This window comes from Methylibium sp. T29-B (assembly GCF_000576225.1).
GTDB lineage: Bacteria > Pseudomonadota > Gammaproteobacteria > Burkholderiales > Burkholderiaceae_C > Methylibium > Methylibium petroleiphilum.
Map to the genome: position 1 here is coordinate 42,724 of NZ_AZSN01000005.1, position 25,007 is coordinate 67,730.

Sequence of the window (25,007 nt, forward strand, 5' to 3'; positions counted from 1 at the left end):
AAACAATGACTTGAGAACAATATTTCCGCATGTGAAATCAGTTCTTTCGCCATGAAAAAATCTGCGGCACTGCAGCATCGTAGCTTTTTGCATTGCAGCACAACCATTTCTCATCGTGGAAATTCGAGGCGGGGGCGCGCTTCGCTCGCCGCGCCGGGCCGCGAGCGACGATGATGGCGGCCATGACTTCCTTCGCCTTCCTCTCCGGCAGCAGCTTCCTGAAGCTTCCATCACAAGCCGATCGGCCCTATGCCATCGCCGGCCTCGCGTGGGATGGCGCGGTCACCAACCGACCGGGCGCTCGCTTCGGTCCGCGCGCCATCCGCGAAGCAAGCCACATGCTGTGCGACGGCATCCATCCGCACTTCAACATCGACCCCGCGCCCTACCTGACCGACCTCGGTGACCTGCCGCTGCCCAACACCAGCCTCGAAGCCATGCGCGTGGCCATGGCGCCGAGCGTGAACGCGATGATCCGCGCCCACCACATGGCCTGGATCGGCGGCGATCACTCGGTCACACTGCCACTTCTGCGGGCCTACAAGTCCTGGCTCGGCCGACCGCTGGCGGTGATCCATTTCGATGCCCACTGCGACACCTGGGAAGACCACTTCGGCGAGCCCAGCGGCCATGGAACGTGGGTCTACGAGGCCCTCCAGGAGGGCCTGGTGCTGCCCGAATGCTTCACCCAGATCGGCATCCGCTCGGCGGGCGCACGCGAGGCACGCGACTATGTGCGGACCCGGGGCGGACAGATCTTCGACGCGCGGCAACTGCGTGGCCTCGAGAGCCCGGCGCAGCTGGCGCCCGTGACCACCGCGATTCGGAAGCGGCTCGCCGGCCACGGCAACCCGCCGCTCTACCTCAGCCTCGACATCGATTGCCTCGACCCGGCGTTCGCACCAGGCACCGGCACACCCGAACCCGGCGGCATGACGACGAACCAGGTGCTGTCGCTGCTGGAGGAACTGGCTGATCTCGATTTCGTCGGCATGGATTGCGTGGAGGTCGCTCCACCCTACGACCACGCCGAACTCACGAGCTACGCTGCGGCAAGTTTCGTGTGGACCTACCTGTGCGGTCAGCTGGCGCGCCGCGGCGCCACACGGCCGGCCTGAGTCCGTCGGGGCGCCGCCTCGGCAGGTAGACCGCCAGCAGCGCCAGCAGGCCGAGCACACCGAACGGCCAGCGCAGATCCACGCGCGACGCGACCGGATGCGCCAGTTGCTCGCTGGTCAGCGCCGCATACAGCGCCTGGGGCGTGGTGAGTCGCTGGTAGGCCAGGCCCGTTTCGCTGGCCAGCAGTTGCAGATAGGGCTCGCGCAGCGACGACAAGTGCTCGCTGCCGGGCGTGGAACCGAGCATCACGCCCGTGCGTTCGCTGCCGTCCTCGACCATCTGTTCGCCCGCCACGCTGCCGCCCCGCCCGTAGCTGCGCGGGTCGAGCTGCATGACTTCGTCGGCCTCCCAGTAGCCGTAGGCGCGGCCCTCGAGGTCGTGCTTCGGGATGCGTGCCGGCAACAGGCCGCCCACGCCCACCACCAAGCCCGGCGCGACGCGCACCGCGCCGTCGTCGCTGGGCCGGTACTGCGGGTTGACCGGCGGGGCCTCCTGCCCGTCAGTCACGAACACCAGGGCCGGTCTCGACGGCAACGCCTTGGCGATCTTCAGCCCGCTGTACAGGCCCTTGGCCACCTCGCTGTTGCCGGTCCAGGCCATGCGGCCGTCGATGTTCGACAGCACGGCCAGCAACTCCCGCTGGTTCTCGCACACCTCCACCGGATCCATCAGAAGGAAGGAGCGGTATTCGGTGAACAGGCCCCAGCCGACGCGGCTTCCGCACGGCAGCTTGCGCAGCGCTTCGCCGATCACGCGCTTGGCCTGCGCCAGACGCGTGACCGAACGGCCTTCGTGCTGTTGGTCGGCGACCTCCATGCTCTGGGTCACGTCGAGCACGATCACCATGTCGCTCTGGGGCCGTGCCCAGGTGAGGTACGGCGACGCGAAGGTGATGGTCAGCGCCAGCGCGGCGAGCGCCAGGCAGGCGCGCGCGGTCCCCGCGCGCAGCGCTGCCCTACCCTGCAGCAGCAGCGCCCGCAGGCCGGGGCCCTTCACGGGAGCCCCCGCGACACGCCACGCATCGTCGTGGCGGCGCGCTCGGCGTTCTCCGGCGGCCCGCCGGCATCCGGGTCCGCGTCGTCGGGGTCGGGTTGCAGCCGCTGGGCGCGCTCGAGGTTGTATCGGGCCTCCCAGTGCTCCGGGTCCTGCCGCAGCACCTCGCGGTAGCTCGCCTTCGCAAGCTCGATCAACGGCAGCGCCTGGCCCGGCAGGGCCGAGCCACGCAACACCAGCGCCTGCAGCAGCAGCTGGTTCGCGGCGTTGTAACGGGCGGCACGCCCGAGCGCGCTGTCGTCCTGCAGCACGCGGTAGGCATCGATCGCCGCCTCGTGCTCGCCACGTCGGGCCAGCTCGGTGGCATGCGCGAAGCGCAGCTCGGCGCGCGCCGTCGGGTCGGGCCGCTCGGCGATGCCGGCACGGATCATCGCGTTGTCGCGCTGCTTGTCCTGCCAGCGCCAGCCGTCGATGACGGCAGCCAACGCGAGGAGCGCCAGGGCCCCCCAGGCCAGCCTCAACCGGGTCCGCGGCGTCATCAGCGCCATGATCGCCCCTCGGCCCAGCGGCTGGCGAACAGCAGCAGCACCGCCGCCAGCGCCAGCGCGTAGGCATGCGCCGACAGGTCGCGGCGCGGCACCAGATCCTGGTAGGTGATGGGCAGATTCTCCAGCCGGCCCACGTCTGCGATCGCGCGCTTCAGCGCCTCGGGGTTCTCGGCCTCGTAGGCGCGGTAGGGCACGCCGGCCGACTGGAAGAAGCGATCGAGGAAGATCTCCGGTACGGTGTCCGCGGCGCCGGGCGCATCGCCCGCGTTCGCGTGCAGCCCCGGACTGCGCGCCGAGCGGATGTAGATCCAGTACAGCGACACGCGTTGCGCCTGCAACCGGTCGACGATGAGCTGACGCACACCCGGTTCGATGTGGTCGCCGCCGTCCGAGACCAGCAGCACGATGCGCGAGCCGGTGTAGGGCCGGTCATCGAAGAAGCGCAGGCCCTCGAGCAGGGCCGCGGCGATGTCGGTCTCGCCCAGGCCGCGCCCGATCTCGCCGGCGGCGATGGCCGCCTGCACAACATCGGTCTTCTGGGTGAAGTCGAGTACCCGGATCGGCAAGGTGCTGAACACCGCCATCGCGAAGCGGTCCTGCTGCCGGCTGGCTGCGAACTCGCCCAGCAACTGGCGCGCCGCCTGCCCCTTGCTGACGCGCACGCTCTGGTCCTGCTGGTTGTAGGCATACCAGGCGGCCGAGCCCGGGGTCGGGCCATTGACCGACGCCGAGCTGCTGACGAAGCGCTCGTCCATGCTGCGGCTGCGATCGAGCAGCAACGCGATCTCGGCGCCCTGCCCCACCCGCTCGACCGCGTACTCGGCGCGGTACATCCCGGCCAGCGCCACCACGATGCTCGCAATGGCGAAGGCTCCCAGCACGCGCAGCAGCCACTTGAGCAGCACCGAAGGGCGGTCCGCCGGCAGCAGCGCGAGCCATGAATGGCGCTGGGTCGCGCGGCCGTCGCGCCACAGCGGCAGCAGTGCCAGCGGCAGCAGGCAGAGCCAGGCCGGGTGCGCCCAGCCGATCGAGTCGAGCGGGTTCATCGCCATCTCACGCCCGTCCCCGCTCGATGTCGAAGCAGCGCCGGCAGAAGTCACGCAACCACAGGCGATCGGCCTCGAGCGGCGCCTGCCCGCCGAAGAAGAAGCGCTCCGAGCGCTCGAAGAACTGCAGCATCTCGCCACGCACCGCCGCGTAGGCCGGCTGCTCGGCCACGAAGCGATCGACCGCGCCGGCATGGAGCACGCGGCGGGCCGTGGCATCGAGCGCCGCATGCAGGGTGCGCCACGCGTCCAGCCATTCATCGGTCGGTGCGGTCACCAGCACGCCCTGGAGCTGTCGGCGCGCCCGCGCGAACGGCCGCTGCCGACGTCGCCACCACGGCCAGCCCAGATAGACCATCGCCAGATGGGCCAGCGGCAGCAGCGCCAACGCGGCATACAGGCCCAGGCGTCGCCGCTCCGGCAGGGTGTCGACCCGCAGCGCCGGCGTATCGGGGCGCAGGGTGCCCAGGCCGGCCCGCAACGGCGCCTCGACCGGGGCCAGCGGTGCGAGGCCGACCGGCGCGAAATCGATGCGCAGCTCTTCGCCACGCGGCTGGCCGTCGAAGCGCAGCGTGAACGACGGCAGGTCCAGCACCACCGGTTCGCTGGGCGCGCGGAACACCTGGTAATCGAACCCCAGGGTGTAGCGCCGGCCCCGCAGCGTGGGCCGCCAATCCTGCGTGACCCGCCGCAGCTCGAAGGAGTGCCCGATCCGCCCAGGCGTCGGGATCGACGCCTCGTCCAGCGTCAGGCGGCCCGGCACGTCGAGCACGATGGTTCGCGTGAGCACGTCGCCCACCCGATGACCGTAGGCCCGTGGATCGTTGACCTGCGCGACGATCGGCTCGGTGTCCTCGGCATCGGCCGCAGCGAGGCCGCTCGCCGACAGCAGGCCGCAGGCGACGGCGAGCATGGCCGCCCGTGCAGCGTCACCGGGCCGGGACGTGCCGCGCGGAAGGCGCCGGATTGCCACGCTCAGCCCTGCACGAAATGGGCGCTCACCGCATCGGCCCGGTAGCCGTCGTCGAGGACGAGCGGATCGAGCGATGCCGGTGGAACAGCGCCTGCAACGCGGCGCGCCGCCCGGCCTGGACGGCGCGCCAGCGCTCGCGCAGCGCCGGCCGCACCCAGACCAGCGTCTGCTCGCCGCTTTCGGGGTCGGCCAGCTGGATCAGGCCGTTGCGGGGGCGGGTCGAACTCCTGCCGATCCCACACCATCACCGGCACCACCTCGTGATGGGCCAGCCCCCCCAGCACGGTCTCGAGATCGGCGATCGGCAGGTGGAAATCGGACACCAGGAAGACCAGCGCGCGCCGGTGCGGCAGCGCACGCGCCGCCTCAGCCAGACCGATCGCCGAGCCCTGCGGATCGAGCCGGCGCAGGCGTTGCGCCAGCAGGCCGCCGAGGCCGCGCCGGCGCGTCGGCGGCAGCAGCCAGTCGCGCCGCAACCGCTCGTCGCAACCGATGAAGCCGAAGGAGTCGCCGGCGCGCCACGCCGACTCGGCCGCTGCCTGCGTGAAGTCGGCCAGCACGTCGAGCTTGCGGCGCACGCCGCGGTAGCCCATCGAGGCAGACAGGTCCGCGATCACGACGACCGCCACCGCCTTGCGTTCGCTGAACACGCGCACCTGCCATTGACCGAAGGCGTCGCGCAGGCTGGCGTGCACGTCGATGCGCCGCGTGTCGGGCGCTTGCGTGAGCGGCACGTGGCCGCGGAACTCGAGGCCGGCCTCGCCGCGCCGGCTGCGGTGCGCACCCGGCACGTGGCCGGCGGCGCCGTGCCGCACACGGTAGTGGAACTCGCGCACTGCAGGGGCCGCCGGCTTCACGGCGCGGCCACCTTCGAGACGATGCCCTCCATGAGGGCCGCAATGATCTCGGTGCGCCGCAATTCGTAGACCGGCTGCAGGCAAAGGCGGTGGGCGATGGTCTCGTAGAACACCGAGCGCAGGTCCTCCGGCGTGGCGTAGCTGCGGCCGTCCAGCCAGGCTGCAGTACGCGCGGCCCGCAGCATCAGACTCATGCCGCGCGGGCTGGCGCCCGCGAGCATCAGGTCGGCGGTGTCGGCCTCATCCAGTGCCACGCCGTAGTCGGCCGGCGCGGCGGTGGCGCGCCACAGGTGCAGCGCATAGTCGCGCAGCGCCTCGGACGCCTGCACGCCGCGCTGCACCGCCGCCGCCACGGCCGGCAACTCGCGGTAGGGCAGCATGCCGGCCGGCAACTCGTCGATCAGCGCATCGGTGTCGTGGAAGCGCGGGTCGAACATCAGCGCGCGGCGATCCTCGTCGCTGGCCGGCGCGTCGATGGTGATCTCCATCATGAAGCGGTCGCGCGCCGCGGAGGAGATCTCGAAGGTCTCCTCGCGTTCGACACGGTTGCGGTCGGCGAACACCAGCAGGTGCGGGAACCGGAACTCGCGGTTGAACGCCGTCAGGCTGCGTTCGGCCATCACGCGCAGCAGCAGCGCATGCACCTGGGGGCGTGCACGGTTGATCTCGTTGAAGAAGAAGATGGCCAGCTCGTCGCCGTGCTGCGTCAACGGTCCCGGGTCGACCTGCGGTCGCCCCTCGCTGCTGATGTGTGTGTGGTAGACGAGGTCGTTGGGCATCAGGTCGATCGTGCCCTCGGTGCGCCCGAAAGCGCCACCGATCAGGTGCGCCACGCTGCGCAGCAGCGTCGTCTTGCCGACTCCCACGTCGCCCTGCAACAGCACGTGTCCGCGGGCGAACACCGCCATCGTGATCAACCGCAGGGCGCGCTGCTGCCCGATCACTGCGCGCGCCGCCAGCGACTCCAGCTGCAGCGCCCGCTCGCGCCAGTCGCTCAGCTGCGCGTCATTCAACTCCATGGGGCTCCTTCGCGGGTCTGGACGGACCCGATGAAAACGAGCATGTCAAAGCCATGAGACGAACACAAGCTGCGGGCTTCCCCGTGGTGCTCCGCAAAGGAGCAAATCAGACCTGCAGAGCTGTCGTCTTCTTGACCGTGCGCAGCACGAGCATCGAATTCGACCGCAGCACGCCCGGCAGGCGCATCAGCACCTGGGTGTGGAAGCGCTCCAGGTCGTCCGCATCCTTGTAGGTGAAGCGGATCAGGTAGTCGTTGGTGCCGGCGACGTAGAAGCAGTCGAGGATGCTCGGCACGTCGAGCACGGCCCGCTCGAAGGCCTCGATCGCCACCGTGGTCAGCCGCTCCAGGTTGACGATCGTGTAGCTGGTGCCCGGCTGGCCGACGGCGCGCGGGTTGATCAGTGCCACGTAGCCGGCGATCACCCCGCCGTCCTCGAGCTGCTTGACCCGTCGCAGGCAGGCTGAGGGCGACAGATGGACGCGCTGCGCGAGGTCCTGGTTCGAGACCCGGCCGTCGGTCTGGAGCTCGCGCAGGATGCTCCGGTCGACGGCATCGAGCTGCGCATCCGATTGCTTGCGATCCTGCTTGTTTGCCATCGTATTTCAGTATTTATTGATTTATTCGAATTTTATGCGAATCACGCGGGTTCATCCCGGCCGTTTGCGCAAGCACATTGCGTCACGCGACGACTAGACTGAAGTCCAGTGACACACCGCCGCGGCAGCATGCGTCGCGCGCTTGCAAGGACCGGTTCCATGACCACAGACCTCGACGCCTACTGGATGCCCTTCACCGCCAACCGGCAGTTCAAGAAGGCGCCGCGGCTGTTGTCCAAGGCCTCGGGCATGCATTTCTGGACGCCCGAGGGCCGCGAGGTGCTGGACGGCATCGCCGGGCTGTGGTGCGTCAACGCGGGCCACGCCCGCCCGAAGATCGTCGAGGCCATCCGTGCCCAGGCGCTGGAGCTCGACTTCGCTCCGCCCTTCAACATGGCTCACCCCAAGGCCTTCGAGCTGGCGGAGCGTCTGGTCCAGCTGACGCCGGCCGGGCTGAACAAGGTCTTCTACACGAACTCGGGCTCGGAGTCGGTCGAGACCGCGCTGAAGATGGCGATCGCCTACCACCGCGCCCGCGGGGAAGGCTCGCGCACCCGGCTGATCGGTCGCGAGCGCGGCTACCACGGCGTCAACTTCGGCGGCATTTCGGTAGGCGGCATGGTCGCCAATCGCAAGATGTTCGGATCGATGCTGACCGGCGTCGATCACATCCGCCACACACACGATCCGGCGCGCAACGCCTTCTCGATCGGCCAGCCGCAGCACGGCGCCGAACTGGCCGACGACCTGGAGCGTCTGGTGGCGCTGCACGACGCCAGCACGATCGCCGCAGTGATCGTCGAGCCGGTCGCCGGTTCCACCGGCGTGCTGCTGCCGCCGCAGGGCTACCTGGAGCGCTTGCGCGCGATCTGCGACAAGCACGGCATCCTGCTGATCTTCGACGAGGTGATCACCGGGTTCGGTCGCACCGGCGCGCCGTTCGCGGCACAGCGTTTCGGCGTTACGCCCGATCTGATGACGGTCGCCAAGGGTCTGACCAACGGCTGCGTGCCGATGGGTGCGGTGTTCGCGAAGCAGCACATCCACGATGTGTTCATGAACGGCCCGGAGCACCTGATCGAGTTCTTCCACGGCTACACCTACTCCGGCCACCCACTGGCCTGCGCCGCGGCGCTCGGCACGCTCGACACCTATGCCGAGGAAGGCCTGCTGACGCGCGCGTCGGAAATGGAGGCTTATTTCGCCGACGCGCTGCACAGCCTGAAGGGCCTGCCGCACGTGATCGACATCCGCAACATCGGGCTGGTCGGCGGCATTGAGCTGGCACCGATCGACGGCTCACCGGGCAAGCGCGCGTTCGACATCTTCCTCGAGTGCTGGGAACGCGGCGTGCTGATCCGCACCACCGGCGACACCGTGGCGCTGTCGCCGCCGCTGATCATCTCGAAGACGCACGTCGACCAGATCGTCGGCACGCTGGCCGACGCGCTGAAACGTGCGGGCTGAGCCCGCCCCGGCAGCCCCTTCTTCCCCTCGCGCAACCCCTTTCTCCGAGAGCACTGCCTAGCGCCTACCGTATGAGCCTCCTTCGCGCCGATCAGGACCTCACGCGAGACTCGTATTACGCCGCCACCGCGCCGCGTGAGGCGGATCTGCCGCCGTTGCAGGAGGACCTGACAGCCGATGTCGCGGTGGTCGGCGGTGGCCTGGCCGGCCTGTCGGCCGCCATCGAACTGGCCGATCGCGGCTTCAACGTGGTGCTGCTCGAGGCGCGGCAGATCGGCTGGGGGGCTTCCGGCCGCAACGGCGGCCAGGCGATCCATGGGCTGGCCTGCGACCAGTCGGAGATCGAGGCGCAACTCGGGCTCGCCGAGGCGCAGCGCATCTGGAACATGTCGATCGAGGCGCTCGACCTGATCCGCGCGCGCTGCCGCCGCTTTGCCATCGACTGCGACTGGCAGGACGGCTACCTGGGCCTGGCCGTCAATGCTCGCAAGGCGCGCGAACTGCAGACCTGGCACGAGCGCATGGCCAGCGTCTACGGCTACCCAATGCAGTGGATCGCTCCCGACGAACTGCCCCGCTGGATCGCCAGCCCGCGTTTCCACAGCGGCCTGCACGATGCGCGCTCCGGTCACCTGCACCCATTGAAGTACAGCCTGGGGTTGGCCCGCGCGGCGCGTTCACTCGGGGTGCGCCTGTTCGAGCACTCCGCGGTCACCGCGCTCGAACAGGCCGCGGCCCCCGGCACCTCCAGCACCGTGCGCACCGCGTACGGCAGCGTGCGGGCACGGCAGGTGCTGCTGGCTGGCAATGTCTACCTGCAGGAGCTCGCGCCGCAGATCGCACCGTCGCTCAACGCCCGCATCATGCCGGTCGGCACCTACATCGTGTGTTCCGAGCCGCTCGATCAGGCTCGCTGCGACGCCCTGATCCCGTCGCGCTCGGCGGTGTGCGACACCAACTTCGTGCTTGACTACTTCCGGCCGACCGCCGACGCCCGCCTGCTGTACGGCGGCCGCGTGAGCTACAGCACGGTGACTCCGGCGAACCTCGCGGCAGGCATGCAGCAGCGCATGGTCGCCACCTTCCCCCAACTCGCCGGCACGCGCATCGACCACGCCTGGGGCGGCTTCGTCGACATCTCGATGAATCGAGCACCCGATTTCGGGCGCCTGCCCGCACGCGGTGCGGGCGGCGGCGCGGCCACCGCGTCGAACATCTATTACCTGCAAGGCTTCTCCGGTCACGGGCTGGCGCTCACCGGGCTGGCCGGCCAACTGGTGGCCGAGGCGATGGCCGGCGACGCCTCGCGCTTCGACACCTTCGCACGCCTGAAACACCACGCCTTTCCCGGCGGCCGTCTGCTGCGCACGCCCGCGCTGGTGCTCGGCATGGCGTACTACCGACTGAAGGACGCCCTGTGATGCCCTTCCGCCCCCTCCTCCGTCCTGGCGAGACAGTCTGCTGCAGCGTGGCATGCTGCTTGCACACCATGGCTGCATCCGGCATGCCTCGCACCCCGACTGTGCTCCTGTGCGACTCGCCTCATGAACCGCCCTGACCTCCCTCGCGCTCCGGCCCGCGCTGTCGTGCTGGTGCCGGCCTGCAACCGCATCATCGGCCTGCACCCCTTCCACGTGGCCGGGCAGAAGTACATCGACGCGGTTCGCCTGGCCGGCTGCCTGCCGCTGGTGGTGCCATCGGCCCAGGCGCACGAGATCGATGAGTTGCTCGACCTCGCCGACGGCGTGTTCCTGACCGGCTCGCCAAGCAACGTGCACCCGCGCCACTTCGACGAGGTGGTGCACGACCCCAGCCTGCCGCTCGACCCGGTGCGCGACGACTGGACGCTGCCGCTGATCCCGCGTGCGCTCGAGCGCGGCATCCCGCTGTTCGCCATCTGCCGCGGCTTCCAGGAAACCAACGTGGCCCTGGGTGGCACGCTGCACCAGGCGGTGCAGGAGCGGCCGGGACTGATGGACCATCGCTCTGACGACGCCCAGGCGGTGGACGTGCAGTACGGCCCGGCTCACGCCGTGAGCGTGGTCCCCGGCGGCCTGCTCGACACCCTGCTCGGCGGCGCCGACTTCAAGGTCAACAGCCTGCACGGCCAGGGCGTGAACCGCCTGGCCCCGGGGCTGCGCGCAGAGGCTACAGCCCCGGACGGCATCATCGAGGCTTTCAGCCTGCCTTCGGCGCCGGCCTTCAACCTCGGGGTGCAGTGGCACCCCGAATGGCAGGCGCGCGACAACCCGGTGTCGATGAAGCTGCTGCGCGCCTTCGGTGACGCCTGCCGCAGCTTCCGTGAACTCAACCGTGAATCCGTCCGCGAGCGTCCTCGCGTGCCCTAGATCCCTGCCAGGCTCCGCAACGACCGCGGAGCTCGATGCGACGGCGCGCCGCTCCCCTCCCAAAGCGCGCAGCGAATGAAACAGGTGACTTATGGTGGTCCGCGACAACTTCACATTCAGCGAACTCGAACAGTGGCTCAACGAACGCCGCGTGACGGAGATCGAGTGCCTCGTGCCCGATCTCACCGGCGTGGCACGCGGCAAGATCCTGCCGCGCGAGAAGTTCACCGAAGACCGCGGCATGCGGCTGCCCGAGGCGGTGGTCGCGATGGGCGTGACCGGCGAATTCCCGGAGGAAGGGCCGTACTACGACGTCATCAGCCCGACCGACCAGGACATGCACCTGCGTCCCGACCCGACCACGGTGCGTATCGTGCCCTGGGCGACCGACCCCACCGCGCAGGTGATCCACGACTGCTTCGACCGCAACGGCAAGCTGGTGCCGTTCGCGCCGCGTTCGGTGCTGCGCCGGGTCTGCGAGCTGTTCGAGTCCGAGGGCTGGAATCCGGTGGTCGCGCCCGAACTGGAGTTCTACCTGGTGGCGCGCAACACCGATCCCGACGTGCCGCTGAAGGCCCCGGTCGGCCGCAGCGGCCGCTCCGAGACCTCGCGCCAGGCCTACTCGATCGATGCGGTCAACGAGTTCGATCCGCTGTTCGAGGACGTGTACGACTACTGCGAGAAGATGGAGCTCAACGTCGACACGCTGATCCACGAAGTGGGTGCCGGCCAGATGGAGATCAACTTCTTCCACGCCCACCCGCTGGGTCTGGCCGACGAGGTGTTCTTCTTCAAGCGTACGGTGCGCGAGGCGGCGATGCGCCACAACATGTTCGCCACCTTCATGGCCAAGCCGATCGCCGGCGAGCCGGGCAGCGCGATGCACATCCACCAGAGCATCGTCAGCAAGGCCACCGGCCGCAACATCTTCAGCAATGCCGACGGCACGCCGAGCCAGGAGTTCTACTGGTACATCGGCGGCCTGCAGAAGTACGTGCCGGCGGCGATGGCGCTGTTCGCCCCCTACGTGAACAGCTACCGCCGCCTGGTGCGCTCGAACGCCGCACCGATCAACATCCAGTGGGGCACCGACAACCGCACCGTCGGCATCCGCTCGCCGGTCGCCACCGCGGCCGCCCGACGCATCGAGAACCGCGTCATCGGCGCCGACGCCAACCCCTACGCTGCGCTGGCCGCCACGCTGGCCTGCGGTTACCTGGGCATCAAGAACCGCATCGAGCCCACGCCGGAATGCAAGGGCGACGCCTACCTGGGCGACTTCCAGCTGCCGCGCAGCCTGGGCGAGGCGCTCGAGCTGCTGCGTGCCGAGAAGGATCTGGCCGAGGTGCTGGGCGAGTCCTTCGTCACCGTCTACACCGAGGTCAAGGAGATCGAGTACGCCGAGTTCATGAAGGTGATCTCACCGTGGGAGCGTGAACACCTCCTCCTGCACGTCTGACCGAGCGGAGCGAACGAAATGAGCCGAACCACGCAAGACTGGCAGGCCGCCGACGCGGCGCACTTCCTGCACCCCTTCACCGACTTCGACGCCCTGGCGAAGAAGGGCTCGCGCATCATCGAGCGAGCCGAGAACATCTACCTCTGGGACAGCGAGGGCCACAAGATCCTCGACGCGATGAGCGGGCTGTGGTGCGTCAACGTCGGCTACGGCCGGCAGGAACTGATCGACGCCGCGACCGCCCAGCTCAAGCAGTTGCCCTTCTACAACGCCTTCTTCCAGACCGCCACCCCGCCGGCGATCGAGCTGGCGGAGCTGCTGAGCGAGGTGACGCCGCCGCAGTTCAGGCACGTGTTCTTCTCGGGCTCCGGCTCCGAGGGGAACGACACCGTGGTGCGCATGGTGCGTCGCTACTGGGACGTGCTCGGGCAGCCCAAGCGCAAGGTGATCATCAGCCGAAACAATGCCTACCATGGCTCGACGATGGCCGGCGCCTCGCTCGGCGGCATGAGCGGCATGCACGCCCAGGGCGGCCTGCCGATCCCCGACATCACCCACATCGAGCAGCCCTACTGGTACGAGCTGGGCCGCCCGCAGGGTCTGAGCCGCGACGACTTCGGACGCCTTGCTGCAAGCTGGCTGGAGAAGAAGATCCTCGAGGTCGGGCCCGAGCGCGTGGCCGCCTTCATCGGCGAGCCGGTCCAGGGCGCCGGCGGCGTGATCATCCCGCCGGCCACCTACTGGCCCGCCATCCAGGCGATCTGCGACAAGTACGGCATCCTGCTGGTGTCCGACGAGGTGATCTGCGGCTTCGGCCGCACCGGCCGCTGGTGGGGCTGCGAGACCATGGGCACCCGCCCCGACCTGATGACCTTCGCCAAGGGCGTGACCTCCGGCTACATCCCGCTGGGCGGCGTGATGGTCGGCGAGCGTGTCGCCCGGGTGCTGATCGAACAGGGCGGCGAGTTCAACCACGGCTATACCTACAGCGGCCATCCGGTGGCCTGCGCCGTGGCCCTGGCGAACATCCGCCTGATCCAGCGCGAGCGGCTGGTGGACCGGGTGCGCGACGACCTCGGCCCCTACCTGGCCCAGCACTTCGAGGCGCTGAAGGCCCATCCGCTGGTCGGCGACGCCGAGACCTGCGGCCTGATGGGGGCGGTGATGCTGGCCAGGGACAAGGCCAGCGGCACGCCATTTGCATCCGATCTGGAGGTCGGCATGGTCTGCCGTGGGCACTGCTTCGGCAACGGGCTGATCATGCGCGCGGTTGGCGACAGAATGATCATCGCGCCACCGCTGGTGATGACCCGCGACCAGATCGACGAGATGATGGTGCTGATCAAGCGTTGCCTGGATCTGACATGGGCGGACGTCAAGGCCCGGGGCTGGGTCTGACCGAATTGCCTGGGGGTCATCGTCTCGGGGAAGCTGTGCGTTAGCGCGTTGCGTTCTTACTTTGTCTTTGTCTCAACCCGGAGGATTCCATATGAAGCTGTTGTCGTCGCGCCGTGCGGTCGGTGCCCTGGGCCTGGTCGCCAGCGTCGCTGCCGCGTGCGGCCTGCTGAGCAGCCCGGTGCATGCTCAGGAGGAGAAGGTCCTCAATGTCTACAACTGGTCCGACTACATTGCCGAGGACACGCTGGCCAACTTCGAGAAGGAAACCGGCATCAAGGTTCGCTACGACAACTTCGACAACAACGAGATCGTCCATGCCAAGCTGGTGGCCGGCAAGACCGGCTACGACGTGGTGGTGCCCTCCTCCTACTGGGCCAAGCTGCAGGCCGACGGCGGCCTCCTGCAGAAGCTGGACAAGGCGCAGCTGCCGAATCTGAAGCACCTCGACCCGGCGCTGCAGGAGCAGCTCGCCAAGCTCGACCCGGGCAACCAGTACCAGGTCAACTGGCTGTGGGGCTACACCACCGTCGGCATCAACGTCGACAAGGTCAAGGCCGCCCTGGGCAACCTGCCGATGCCCGACAACGCCTGGGACCTGGTCTTCAAGCCGGAGTACATCTCCAAGCTCAAGAGCTGCGGCGTGAGCATGCTGGACTCCGCCACCGAGGTGGTCCCGGCGGCCCTGCACTACCTGGGCAAGCCCGCGTACAGCAAGAACCAGGCTGACTACGCCGGCGTCGCACCGCTGCTCAAGAGCGTGCGGCCCTACGTGACGCTGTTCAGCTCGTCCGGCTACATCAACGACATGGCCAACGGCTCGATCTGTCTTGCACTGGGTTGGTCGGGCGACATCAACATCGCGAGGCAGCGCGCCATCGACGGCAAGACCGGCCAGAAGATCGAGGCCCTGATCCCGAAGACCGGCGGCGTGCTGTTCTTCGATGTGATGGTGATCCCGGCCGATGCCCCGCACCCCGGCAATGCCCACAAGTTCATCAACTACATCCTGCGGCCCGAGGTGGCGGCCAGCCTGACCAACAAGGTGTTCTACGCCAACCCGAACAAGGAATCGAAGAAGTTCGTCAAGCCCGAGATCGCCGGCAATGCCACCGTGTTCCTGAACGAGGCCGACCTGAAGAAGATGGCCGCGCCCGACAGCATCGGCAGCGACATCCGGCGGACCATGACGAGGCTGTACACGTCGTTCAAGACCGGCATCTGACCGTTCGGCCATAACGAGGGAGGGCGTGATGGCGAACGACAACGGCGGCGCAAAGGCCGCCAGCGGCTACCTGCAGATCCAGGACGTGGTGAAGGACTTCGGCGGCGGTGCCGTCGCGGTCAACCACGTCAGCATCGACATCGCCCAGGGCGAAATCTTTGCGCTGCTGGGCTCGTCGGGCTGCGGCAAGACCACGCTGCTGCGGATGCTGGCGGGCTTCGAGACGCCGACGTCCGGGCGCATCGTGCTCAACGGGCAGGACCTGGCCGGCATGCCGCCCTACGAGCGGCCGATCAACATGATGTTCCAGTCGTATGCGCTGTTCCCGCACCTCACGGTGTGGGACAACATCGCGTTCGGCCTGCGTCGCGACGGCATGCCCCGGGATGAGGTCGCGCAGCGGGTCGACGCGATGCTCAAGCTGGTCCAGCTCGGCAAGTACGGCAAGCGCAAGCCGCACCAGCTCTCGGGTGGTCAGCAGCAGCGCGTCGCGCTGGCGCGCAGCCTGGCCAAGCGGCCCAAGCTGCTGCTGCTCGACGAGCCGCTCGGCGCGCTCGACAAGAAGCTGCGCGAGGAAACGCAGATCGAGCTGGTCAACATCATCGAGGAGGTCGGCGTGACCTGCGTGATGGTGACGCACGACCAGGAAGAAGCCATGACCATGGCCTCGCGCATCGCGATCATGAGCGAGGGCAAGGTGCTGCAGGTCGGTGCGCCGGCCGACGTCTACGAGACGCCGGCCACGCGCTTCGTGGCCGACTTCATCGGCAACGTGAACCTGATGGAAGGGACACTGAGCGAGGACCACCCCGATCACGTGGTGATCTCCTGCAAGGACTGCAGCCACCTCGTCGGTCACGGCATCACCGGTACCGAGGGCATGACGGTCAGCGTCGCGGTGCGACCCGAGAAAATCGGCCTCGGCCCCGACGAACCACCGGGCCCGCACAACCGCGCGCGCGGCACGATCAAGGACCTGTCCTACTTCGGCAGCTTCACCGTCTACCACCTCCAGCTCGACAGCGGCGCCGTGCTGAAGATCAGCCAGAGCAACGTCGAGCGGCATCGCGACGTCGAGCTGACCTGGGGCGACACCGCCTGGGCCTCGTGGTCGCCGTCGTCGCAAGTGGTGCTGACGCAATGAGCGGCGGCCCCGACCTGATGGCGAGGGTACGGCAGGTGCCGCTGCTGGGGCGTCTGGCCGGCCTGCTGGGCGGCCGGCGCTCCGTCATCGGCATCCCCTACGTCTGGCTGCTGGTGTTTTTCCTGTTTCCGTTCCTGATCGTCATGAAGATCAGCGTCTCCGAAATGGAGAACGTGCACTTCAAGGACCTGATCACGGTCAGCGACGGCGTGATGAACCTGTCGCTGAAGTTCAGCAACTACATCTACATCACGCAGGACGACCTCTATTTCTCCACTTACCTGTCGAGCCTGAAGTACGCCGCCGTCACGACGGTGCTGTGCCTGGCGATCGGCTACCCCTTCGCCTACTTCATGGCGCGCGCCAAGGCGACGCTGCAGCCGGCGCTGCTGATGCTGGTGATGTTGCCGTTCTGGACCTCGTTCCTGCTGCGCGTCTACGCGTGGAAGGGGCTGCTGGGCGAGAACGGCTGGGTCGCCGACCTGTTGATCGCGCTGCGCATCGACCACCTGTTGCTGGCCGGCGGCCTGATTCCCTCGCTCGGCAAGTTCATGAACTCGCCGTTCTCGCTGGTGATCGGCATGGTCTACACCTACCTGCCGTTCATGATCCTGCCGCTGTACGCGAACCTGTCCAAGATGGACCTGCGGCTGCTGGAGGCGGCCACCGACCTGGGCGCCACGCCGGCCACAGCCTTCTGGAAGATCACCGTGCCGCTGTCCAAGGCCGGCATCATCGCCGGCTCGATGCTGGTGTTCATCCCCTGCGTCGGCGAGTTCGTGATTCCCGAACTGCTGGGCGGGCCGCAGACGCTGATGATCGGCCGCGTGCTGTGGGACGAATTTTTCAGCAACAACGACTGGCCGATGGCATCGACCGTCGCGGTGGTGATGATCCTGCTGATCATCGTGCCGCTGGCGATCTTCAACCGCTACCAGGCCCAGACGCAGGAGGCCCGGCGATGAGCAGCGGACGCCGTACCCTGTTCGGCGCCGGCTTCGCGCGGCTGTTCGCCCGGGGCTGGCTGGGCGCCGGCTACCTGTTCCTGTACCTGCCGATCGTCGCGCTGGTCATCTACTCGTTCAACGATTCGCCGCTGCCCAGCGTCTGGGCCGGCTTCACGCTGAAGTGGTACGCCAAGCTCGCCACCGACAACGAGATGCTCTCGGGCCTGTGGCTGAGCCTGAAGATCGCCTTCTTCACGGCCTGCGGCTCGGTGGTGCTCGGCACGCTGGCGGCCTTCGCGCTGGTGAAATACACGCGCTTTCGCGGCCGCACGCTGTTCGGCGGCATGGTGAGCGCGCCGCTGGTGATGCCCGAAGTGATCGTCGGCCTGTCGCTGCTGCTGATGCTGGTGTCGGTGCAGCGTGCGCTGGGCTTCCCGGAGCGCGGCACGCTGACCATCTGGCTCGGCCACCTGCTGCTCGGGATGGCCTACGCCACCGTCGTCGTGCAGGCGAGATTGCAGGAACTCAACCCGCAGCTCGAGGAAGCGGCGATGGACCTGGGCGCGCGGCCGGCGCAGGTGTTCACGCTGGTCACGCTGCCGATGATCGCGCAGTCGCTGGTCTCGGCGTGGCTGCTCACCTTCACCATCTCGCTCGACGACGTGGTGTTGTCGGCCTTCCTGTCCGGGCCGGGCTCGACCACGATGCCGCTGGTGATCTTCTCGCGCGCGCGCCTGGGCGTGAATCCCAGCGTCAACGCAATGGCGACCGTGATCATCACCATCGTGTTCATCGGTGTGATCACGGCGAGCTACCTGATCGCCCGCGCCGAGCGCGAACGCAGCCGCGCCATGGCGCAGGCGCAACGCGACGGCGGCTGACGAATCCCTGCCACCCCGAAGAAAACCGAACAACCGTCAACAGGAGTCCCGACCGATGAAGAACCTGCAATCCACGGCGCTTGTGCTCGCGCTGGCCGCGGCCTTCCCCGCCGCCCGGGCGCAGAGCAATGCCGACCTCCTCAAGGAACTGCAGTCGCTGAAGGACCGCGTGACCGAGCTCGAGAGCAAGCTCAAGTCGGCCGAGAGCAAGGCCGCCGCACCGGCCGCGGCGCCCGCCGCAGCGCAATGGGGCATGACGCCGGAGCAGGCGCAGGAGTTCGCGCGCGTTCAGGTCAAGACCGAGTCGATCGAGGACAACCTCGAGGCCTGGGGTTTCAAGGGCCTGACGATCACCGGTTACGTGGAGCCGGTCTTCATCTACAACCAGCGCCAGGACCGCGCAGGTTTCCAGTTCCTCAACCAGCAGGGTGACGGCTATTTCTACGACACGTCCTACATGGGCGCGGCGTCGATCGACTTCACCAAGGAAACCGACAGCGGTACGCGCTGGAAGCTCACCCTGACGCCGAACCGCGGCGTCGGTGCCGCCATCGACGGCCTGAGCATCGTGCAGGAGGCCTCGGTCTCGGTGCCGCTCGGCGACCTGCAGACGCGGCTGATCGCCGGTCAGATTCCGGACTGGTCAGGCTACGAGTACCAGCAGCCCACGCTCAACCCCTTTACCACCCACAACCTGCTGTACGACTTCACGCTGCCGCTCGGCTACACCGGCGTCGGACTCGACGTGACCAGCGGCAAGTGGTGGATGCGCGGCATGATCGCCAACGTCAACGCCACCCAGCGCGGCCCGGGCGAGAAGTCGCCGGCGCTGGTCTACCGCGTCGACTACTCCAAGGGCGAGTTCAACGGCTTCGGCTTCGCCGGCCTGCACGGCAAGTCACCGAACTTCAATACCGGCTACAACACCATGGCCCACCTGTTCGAGGTGGACGGCTACTTCATCCGCGGTGACTGGACGGTCCAGGGTCAGCTCAGCTACGGCCAGCAGAAGGAAGGCGCGGTCACGCCCGATGCCTCGGGCCGTTACCGCGATGCGCGCTGGTACGGCGTCTCGGGCCTCGCCGGCTACGCGATCACGCCGCGATTGCAGGGCCTCGTGCGCGCCGACTATCTCAAGAACGAGAAGAACGGCGGCGGTCTGTACACCTACAACGGCTACTCGTTCATCGATGAGAACGGCTTGCTGGTCTACGGCAACGACGGCCGCAACGGCATCGGCCCGGATCTCGCCGGTGACCTGGACCGCGGCGCGAACCGCTACGCGCTGACAGTGGGCCTGAAGTACGCACTCAACCAGAACACCACGCTGAAGGCGGAGTACCGCTTCGACGGCGCGGATCGCGCCGTGTTCGAGGATGTCGACGGCGGCGGCTTCAAGAAGACCAACCAGCTGCTCGGGGCCTCGATCGTCGTGTTCTTCTGAACCGTGTCCTGCCGCGGCCCCGGCTGCGGCAGGACCCTCCAACCATGGTCCGGCGCCCTCTCCCCTTCCACACCGCCGCCACCGCCGCCGAGCCGGGCGGTCCGGCGCCGGAGCGGCGGCTGCGCGGCGATCCGCGCTTCGAGACGCTGAACCACTACACCGATCCGAGCGGACAGTTCTTCTCCGGCGTCTGGTCGGGTGGCATCGGCGCCTGGCGCGTGGTGTACGCGGACCATGAGGAGGAGTTCTGCCAGCTGCTCGAAGGCGAAGTGCAGCTCACCGATGCCGACGGCGCGCAGACCCGCCTGAAAGCCGGCGACGCCTTCGTGGTGCCGGGCGGCTACCAGGGTGTGTGGGAGAACCTCACGCCGGTGAAGAAACTGTACGCGATCATGATCCTGAAGGAGACCCCATGACCACCGCCACGATCGACTGGCATGCCCGCTCCGCCGCCCTGACGTTGGATGGGCGCGCCGTGATCGGCGGCGAGCGCCATCCGGCACGGGCCGGCGAATCCTTCGACTGCATATCGCCGATCGACGGCCGCGTGCTCGGTCGCGTGGCGCGTGGCCAGTCGGCCGACATCGACGACGCGGTCGCCTCGGCACGTGCCGCCTTCGACGACGGCCGCTGGTCGCGGCGCCCCCCGGCCGCGCGCAAGCGCGTGCTGCAGGCCTTCGCCGAGAAGATCCTCTCCGCGAAGGAGGAACTCGCGCTGCTCGAGACGCTGGACATGGGCAAGCCCATCCAGTATTCGCTCAGCGTCGACGTGCCCTCCACCGCACGCTGCATCGCCTGGTATGCCGAGGCGATCGACAAGGTGTACGACGAGATTGCGCCCACCGGGCCCGGCGCGCTGGCGCTGATCCGTCGCGAGGCGATGGGCGTGATCGGCGCCATCGTGCCCTGGAACTACCCGATGATCATGGCCGCCTGGAAGCTCGGCCCCGCGCTGGCGGCCGGCAACTCGGTGGTGCTCAAGCCCAGTGAGAAGAGTCCGCTGACCGCGCTGCGCCTGGCCGAACTGGCGCTGGCTGCAGGCTTGCCACCCGGCGTGTTCAACGTGGTGCCCGGTTATGGCCACGAGGCCGGCGAGGCGCTGGCGCTGCACCCGCAGGTCGACGCGATCGGCTTCACCGGCTCCACCCGCGTGGGTCGCAAGATGCTGGAGTACGCCGGGCGCAGCAACCTCAAGCGCGTCTACAACGAGCTCGGCGGCAAGAGCGCCTTCCTGGTGTTTCCCGACTTCGATGACCTCGACCGCTGCGCCGCCACCGTGGCCGGCAGCATGTTCTTCAACCAGGGCGAAAGCTGCAACGCGCCCTCGCGGCTGCTGGTGCACGAGAGCATCGCCGACGACTTCGCGAGGCGCGTCGCCGCAGAGGCGCCGCAGTACCGACCCGCCGACCCGCTGGACGCCAAGACCGTGATGGGCGCGCTGGTCGACGACGGCCAGCTGCGCACGGTCATGGGCTACATCGATGCCGGACGGTCCGAAGGGGCCACCGTGCTGGCCGGGGGCACGCAGGCGCGCACCGACAGCGGCGGCTACTACGTCGAGCCCACGGTCTTCGACGGTGTGCGCAACGACATGAAGATCGCACGCGAGGAGATCTTCGGGCCGGTGCTGTCGATCATCCGCTTCAAGGACGAGGCCGAGGCGATCCGCCTCGCCAACGATTCGCCGTACGGCCTGCAGGCCAGCGTGTGGAGCTCGCACATCGATCGTGCGCACCGTGTCGCCGCATCGCTGCGTGCCGGTACGGTGCACGTGAACCAGTACGACGAGGACGACATCACCGTGCCCTTCGGTGGTTTCAAGCAGAGCGGCAATGGCCGCGACAAGTCGCTGCACGCCTTCGACAAGTACACGGAGCTGAAGACGACCTGGCTGCGCATCAACGCGGCCTGAAGACCTTGTTGGGGCCGCGTCGCCCACCAAGCAGGCAGAGGAGACGAGCATGAAGATCTCGCGCAACGAACAGCTGATGGCCCGCAAGGCGGCCGCCACGCCGCGCGGCGTGGGCGTGATGGCCGGCTTCTTCGCCGACCGCGCCGAGAACGCGCTTCTGTGGGACGTGCAGGGCCAGCGCTACATCGATTTCGCCGGTGGCATCGCGGTGCTCAACACCGGCCACCGCCATCCGAAGGTGGTGGCTGCCATCGAGGCCCAGCTGCAGCGCTTCACGCACAGCTGCTACCAGGTCGTGCCCTACGAGAGCTACGTCGCGCTGGCCGAGAAGCTCAACGCCATGACGCCCGGCAAGCACGCCAAGAAGACCGCCTTCTTCTCGACCGGCGCCGAGGCGGTGGAGAATGCCGTCAAGATCGCCCGCGCCCACACCCGGCGCGGCGGCGTGATCGCCTTCGGCGGTGCCTTCCACGGCCGCTCGCTGTTCGCGGTGGCGCTGACCGGCAAGGTGCAGCCCTACAAGGCCGGCTTCGGCCCCTTCCCGCCGGAGATCTACCACGCCCCCTTCCCTTGCCACGGCGCCTCGCTCGATGCGGCGAAGAAGGCGGTCGAGCAACTCTTCAAGGCCGACATCGAGCCCAGCCGCGTCGCGGCCATCGTGTTCGAGCCGGTGCAGGGCGAAGGCGGCTTCAACGTGATCCAGGCCGAGGCGGTGAAGTGGCTGCGCAAGCTGTGCGACGAGCACGGCATCGTGATGATCGCCGACGAGGTGCAGACCGGCTTCGGTCGCACCGGCAAGATGTTCGCGATGCAGCACTTCAACGTCGTGCCCGACCTGCTCGTCAGCGCCAAGAGCCTGGCCGCCGGCCTGCCGCTGTCGGCGGTGACCGGCAGCGCCGAGATCATGGACGCACCGGCCCCGGGTGGTCTGGGCGGCACCTATGCCGGCAACCCGCTGGCCATCGCCGCGGCCCACGCCGTGATCGAGGTGATGGCCGAGGAGAAGCTGCCCGAGCGCGGGCAACAGCTCGGCAACGAGCTCAAGACCCTGCTCAACGGCCTGCGGGCCGAGGTCCCGCAGATCGCCGACGTGCGCGGGCTGGGTGCGATGGTCGCGGTCGAGTTCCAGCACCCCAAGACCCAGGCGCCCGACGCCGACATGACCAAGCGCGTACAGGCCGAGGCGCTGCGCCGACACCTCATCCTGCTGAGCTGCGGCGTCGACGGCAACGTGCTGCGCTTCCTGTTCCCGCTGACCATCGAACATGCGGTGTTCGGCGAGGCCCTGGGCATCCTCAGCGATGCGCTGAAGGCAGCCTCGCGTGGCTGACGCGCCCAGTTCGCTCGCCGAGTTCGCACGCTCGGCGGGCGCGTCGCTCGCCGCCGAGGGCGTGCACACGCTGCTGGTGCAGTTCACCGACCTGCACGGCGTCGCCAAGGGCAAGCTGGTGCCGCTGCACCAGTTGGAGACCGTGCTGACCGATGGCGCCGGATTCGCCGGCCCGTCGATCTGGGGCACCGGCCTGCCGCGCACCGGCCCCAGGGCCGAGTACTACGCACGCGGTGACGCCGCCACGCTGCAGGCGTTGCCTTGGATGCCCGGTGTCGCTCGCCTCGTCGGCGACGGCTTCGTCAATGGCGGCGCCTTCGATGCCTGTCCACGCCAGGTGCTCAAGCGCGCCACGGCCCGCCTCGCCGCGCGCGGCTGGACGCTGCAGACCGGCATCGAGCCCGAGTTCTTCCTGCTCCGCCGCGAGGGCACGCGCTACGTGCCGGCCGACGATGCCGACCGGCTCGACAAGCCGAGCTACGACCTGAAGAGCCTGCCGCGCCAGCAAGGCTTCCTGCAGGCGCTGCGCGTCGCACTCGAAGGTGCTGGCTTGCAGGTCCTGCAGATCGACCACGAGGACGCCCACGGCCAGTACGAGCTGAACTTCCGCCACGACGAGGCACTGCGCAGCGCCGACCATGTGATGCTGTTCAAGCTGGCCGCGCACGCGCTCGCCGAACAGCGTGGCTGCGTGTTCTCGATGATGCCCAAGCCCTTCGCCAACCAGCCGGGCAGCGGGCTGCATTTCCACGTGTCACTGTGGGACGCTGGGCGTTGCCTGTTCGACGCGGCCGATGCCGCCGAGCCACTGTCGCGGCTCGGACGACAATTCGTCGCCGGTGTGCTGGCCCACAGCGCGGCGCTGTGCGCGCTGGCCGCGCCCACGGTCAACAGCTACAAGCGCCTGGTGGTGGGCGAATCGCTGTCGGGCACCAGCTGGGCGCCCGCTTACGTGGCGCACGGCCCGAACAACCGCACGGCGCTGGTGCGCACGCTTGCCGGCCGCTTCGAGTGGCGCGTGCCGGATGCCTCGGCCAATCCTTACCTGGCGACCGCGGCGCTGATTGCGGCCGGGCTGGACGGCATCGACCGCGAGCTCGATCCCGGCCCGGCCTGCACCGACGACCTGTTCGCGCTGAGCCTGGCCGAGATCCGGACTCGCAGGATCGCGATGCTGCCGCAGAGCCTGGGCGAGGCGGTTGACGCGTTCGAGGCCAGCGAGCTGCTGCACGGCGCGCTCGGCGACACGCTGCACCGCGAGTTCGTGCGGCTCAAGCGCGCCGAGTGGATCGACTACGCCCGCCACGTCAGCGACTGGGAACACGCGCGCTACGGCGCGACGTTCTGAGCCTCGCCCCGCCGGCAGACCGAGGCTCAAGTCCGGCGCGGCGGGGCCGATGACGCGGGAATACTCCGGACAGGACCCATGGCAGCGTGGTGGCATCGATTCGTGCGAGTTCGCGGCGGCCCGCCCCCGGCCCGCCCTGCTCCGCTGCCCGTTTCGCCGGCCGTCGCTGCCGCCGTGGCGGCCGCTGTGCCGCGGCTGGACCTCGATGACCCGCTCGACGAACTGGCAGCCCCACCGCTGCTGCCCTGGCTGCTGGCGCTCGAGTCGGTCGTGGAGCAGGCCGACCCGACCCTGCAGGAGCGGCGCGCGCTGCGCGTCGTCGATGCGCTGATCCAGCGCCCCGAGGCGCCGCTCGAGCTGATTCCGCGCGCCCGCACCGTCATTCCCCATCTGTTGGCCCTGCTGCGCCGCCCCGATTGCGCGCTGCCGGCGCTGGCCGAGCAGGTCGGCCGCGACCTGGTGCTCACCGCCGAGGTGATGCGTGCGGCACGCAGCGCCGCGCTGGTGCGTCCGGTGGCCCGCCGCCGGACCTGCAGCAGGCGCTGGCGCGGCTCGGCGTGGCCGGGCTCAACGCTGCCATCGCCCGTGTCGTGCTGCGCCCGATGTTCGAGTCCGAGGGCGACGGCCTGTTCGCGCGCTCCGGCCCGCGGCTCTGGGAGCACGCCGAGGCCAAGGCCCAGCACTGCCGCGCTCTGGCCGCAGCCGGTGGCGTCGACGCCTTCGACGCCTACCTCGCGGGACTGATGCACAACAGCGGCTGGACCGTCGCGCTCCGTGCGCTCGACCGCAGCGGTCTGTTCGACGAGCCGCCGCCGGCAGTCTCGCCCCGCCTGAGCGCCGCGTTCTCGCGCGCACTGCAGCCGCGCTGCGACGCGTTGTTCGGCCGCGTCGCAGCGAGCTGGCAGGTCACGCCCTCACTGACCGCGGTGGCCACGTCGGCCGCGGCGCCCGGCG

General features: G+C 68.7%; 24 protein-coding genes and 1 pseudogene. 17 read left to right on the plus strand and 8 right to left on the minus strand.

Features of this window, described 5'->3' with window-relative positions; translation table 11 throughout:
• Positions 1 to 37 precede the first annotated feature (37 nt).
• Positions 38 to 184: a hypothetical protein gene (locus Y694_RS24005; RefSeq protein WP_155935775.1), complete on the minus strand. Its 147-nt coding sequence runs from the start codon at positions 182 to 184 to the stop codon at positions 38 to 40.
• Here Y694_RS24005 and speB point away from each other — a divergent pair.
• Positions 183 to 1,118, plus strand: coding sequence for an agmatinase (speB, locus tag Y694_RS01800; protein WP_231497480.1), 936 nt, complete (start codon positions 183 to 185; stop codon positions 1,116 to 1,118). The two genes, Y694_RS24005 and speB, sit on opposite strands and share 2 nt — an antisense overlap.
• Here speB and Y694_RS24010 read toward each other — a convergent pair.
• The 7 genes from Y694_RS24010 to Y694_RS01835 form a co-directional block, all read right to left on the minus strand.
• Positions 1,036 to 2,115, minus strand: a complete 1,080-nt coding sequence (locus Y694_RS24010) for a vWA domain-containing protein (protein WP_051495504.1) — start codon at positions 2,113 to 2,115, stop codon at positions 1,036 to 1,038. The genes speB and Y694_RS24010 overlap by 83 nt on opposite strands.
• Positions 2,112 to 2,660, minus strand: coding sequence for a hypothetical protein (locus tag Y694_RS24015; RefSeq protein WP_049820792.1), 549 nt, complete (start codon positions 2,658 to 2,660; stop codon positions 2,112 to 2,114). The genes Y694_RS24010 and Y694_RS24015 overlap by 4 nt, the downstream gene beginning before the upstream one ends.
• On the minus strand, positions 2,651 to 3,706 hold the full coding sequence (locus tag Y694_RS01815) for a vWA domain-containing protein (RefSeq protein WP_036229385.1): 1,056 nt from the start codon (positions 3,704 to 3,706) through the stop codon (positions 2,651 to 2,653). The genes Y694_RS24015 and Y694_RS01815 overlap by 10 nt, the downstream gene beginning before the upstream one ends.
• Before the next feature lie 7 nt (positions 3,707 to 3,713).
• Positions 3,714 to 4,619, minus strand: coding sequence for a hypothetical protein (locus tag Y694_RS01820; RefSeq protein WP_011829489.1), 906 nt, complete (start codon positions 4,617 to 4,619; stop codon positions 3,714 to 3,716).
• Positions 4,620 to 4,681: 62 nt separating this feature from the next.
• Entirely contained in the window at positions 4,682 to 5,536 is an 855-nt protein-coding gene (locus tag Y694_RS01825; RefSeq protein WP_051495505.1) for a DUF58 domain-containing protein, read from the minus strand.
• A complete protein-coding gene (locus Y694_RS01830; RefSeq protein ID WP_011829491.1) occupies positions 5,533 to 6,555 on the minus strand; it encodes a MoxR family ATPase in 1,023 nt (340 codons plus the stop codon). The genes Y694_RS01825 and Y694_RS01830 overlap by 4 nt, the downstream gene beginning before the upstream one ends.
• A 106-nt stretch (positions 6,556 to 6,661) precedes the next feature.
• Complete coding sequence (locus tag Y694_RS01835; RefSeq protein ID WP_011829492.1) at positions 6,662 to 7,153, minus strand: Lrp/AsnC family transcriptional regulator; 492 nt, start codon at positions 7,151 to 7,153, stop codon at positions 6,662 to 6,664.
• A 159-nt stretch (positions 7,154 to 7,312) separates the two neighbouring features.
• Here Y694_RS01835 and Y694_RS01840 point away from each other — a divergent pair, with 159 nt between their 5' ends.
• The 16 genes and pseudogenes from Y694_RS01840 to Y694_RS25310 form a co-directional block, all read left to right on the plus strand.
• On the plus strand, positions 7,313 to 8,620 hold the full coding sequence (locus tag Y694_RS01840; RefSeq protein ID WP_011829493.1) for an aspartate aminotransferase family protein: 1,308 nt from the start codon (positions 7,313 to 7,315) through the stop codon (positions 8,618 to 8,620).
• A 71-nt stretch (positions 8,621 to 8,691) separates the two neighbouring features.
• Entirely contained in the window at positions 8,692 to 10,041 is a 1,350-nt protein-coding gene (locus Y694_RS01845) for an FAD-binding oxidoreductase (protein WP_011829494.1), read from the plus strand.
• A gap of 123 nt (positions 10,042 to 10,164) precedes the next feature.
• Positions 10,165 to 10,968: a gamma-glutamyl-gamma-aminobutyrate hydrolase family protein gene (locus Y694_RS01850; RefSeq protein WP_011829495.1), complete on the plus strand. Its 804-nt coding sequence runs from the start codon at positions 10,165 to 10,167 to the stop codon at positions 10,966 to 10,968.
• Between the two features lie 91 nt (positions 10,969 to 11,059).
• On the plus strand, positions 11,060 to 12,427 hold the full coding sequence (locus tag Y694_RS01855; RefSeq protein ID WP_036229350.1) for a glutamine synthetase family protein: 1,368 nt from the start codon (positions 11,060 to 11,062) through the stop codon (positions 12,425 to 12,427).
• Between the two features lie 18 nt (positions 12,428 to 12,445).
• Positions 12,446 to 13,825: an aspartate aminotransferase family protein gene (locus tag Y694_RS01860; RefSeq protein WP_036229353.1), complete on the plus strand. Its 1,380-nt coding sequence runs from the start codon at positions 12,446 to 12,448 to the stop codon at positions 13,823 to 13,825.
• Between the two features lie 91 nt (positions 13,826 to 13,916).
• Positions 13,917 to 15,047, plus strand: a complete 1,131-nt coding sequence (locus tag Y694_RS01865) for a polyamine ABC transporter substrate-binding protein (protein WP_011829498.1) — start codon at positions 13,917 to 13,919, stop codon at positions 15,045 to 15,047.
• 28 nt (positions 15,048 to 15,075) lie between these two features.
• Positions 15,076 to 16,191, plus strand: a complete 1,116-nt coding sequence (locus tag Y694_RS01870) for an ABC transporter ATP-binding protein (protein ID WP_011829499.1) — start codon at positions 15,076 to 15,078, stop codon at positions 16,189 to 16,191.
• Between the two features lie 17 nt (positions 16,192 to 16,208).
• Positions 16,209 to 17,156 (plus strand): ABC transporter permease, encoded by a 948-nt coding sequence (locus Y694_RS01875; protein ID WP_049820890.1) that lies wholly within the window; start codon positions 16,209 to 16,211, stop codon positions 17,154 to 17,156.
• A complete protein-coding gene (locus tag Y694_RS01880) occupies positions 17,153 to 18,019 on the plus strand; it encodes an ABC transporter permease (protein WP_011829501.1) in 867 nt (288 codons plus the stop codon). Before Y694_RS01875 ends, Y694_RS01880 begins: the two co-directional genes overlap by 4 nt.
• Before the next feature lie 55 nt (positions 18,020 to 18,074).
• Positions 18,075 to 19,463 (plus strand): DUF3138 family protein, encoded by a 1,389-nt coding sequence (locus tag Y694_RS01885; protein ID WP_011829502.1) that lies wholly within the window; start codon positions 18,075 to 18,077, stop codon positions 19,461 to 19,463.
• A 44-nt stretch (positions 19,464 to 19,507) separates the two neighbouring features.
• Positions 19,508 to 19,879, plus strand: a complete 372-nt coding sequence (locus Y694_RS01890; RefSeq protein ID WP_011829503.1) for a cupin domain-containing protein — start codon at positions 19,508 to 19,510, stop codon at positions 19,877 to 19,879.
• On the plus strand, positions 19,876 to 21,375 hold the full coding sequence (locus tag Y694_RS01895) for an aldehyde dehydrogenase (RefSeq protein WP_011829504.1): 1,500 nt from the start codon (positions 19,876 to 19,878) through the stop codon (positions 21,373 to 21,375). The genes Y694_RS01890 and Y694_RS01895 overlap by 4 nt, the downstream gene beginning before the upstream one ends.
• Positions 21,376 to 21,424: 49 nt before the next feature.
• Positions 21,425 to 22,705 carry a 4-aminobutyrate--2-oxoglutarate transaminase gene (gene gabT, locus Y694_RS01900; protein WP_011829505.1) on the plus strand — a complete coding sequence of 427 codons (1,281 nt, stop codon included), beginning with the start codon at positions 21,425 to 21,427 and terminating at the stop codon, positions 22,703 to 22,705.
• The gene (gene glnT, locus Y694_RS01905) at positions 22,698 to 24,053 is read left to right on the plus strand and encodes a type III glutamate--ammonia ligase (protein WP_036229358.1); all 1,356 of its coding nucleotides are present in this window, start codon (positions 22,698 to 22,700) and stop codon (positions 24,051 to 24,053) included. Before gabT ends, glnT begins: the two co-directional genes overlap by 8 nt.
• A 78-nt stretch (positions 24,054 to 24,131) precedes the next feature.
• Positions 24,132 to 24,545 (plus strand): annotated as a pseudogene (locus Y694_RS27005) (hypothetical protein); the annotation flags it as partial.
• 65 nt (positions 24,546 to 24,610) lie between these two features.
• Positions 24,611 to 25,007: HDOD domain-containing protein (locus tag Y694_RS25310; RefSeq protein WP_231497481.1), on the plus strand; the 397-nt coding region annotated here is incomplete at its 3' end.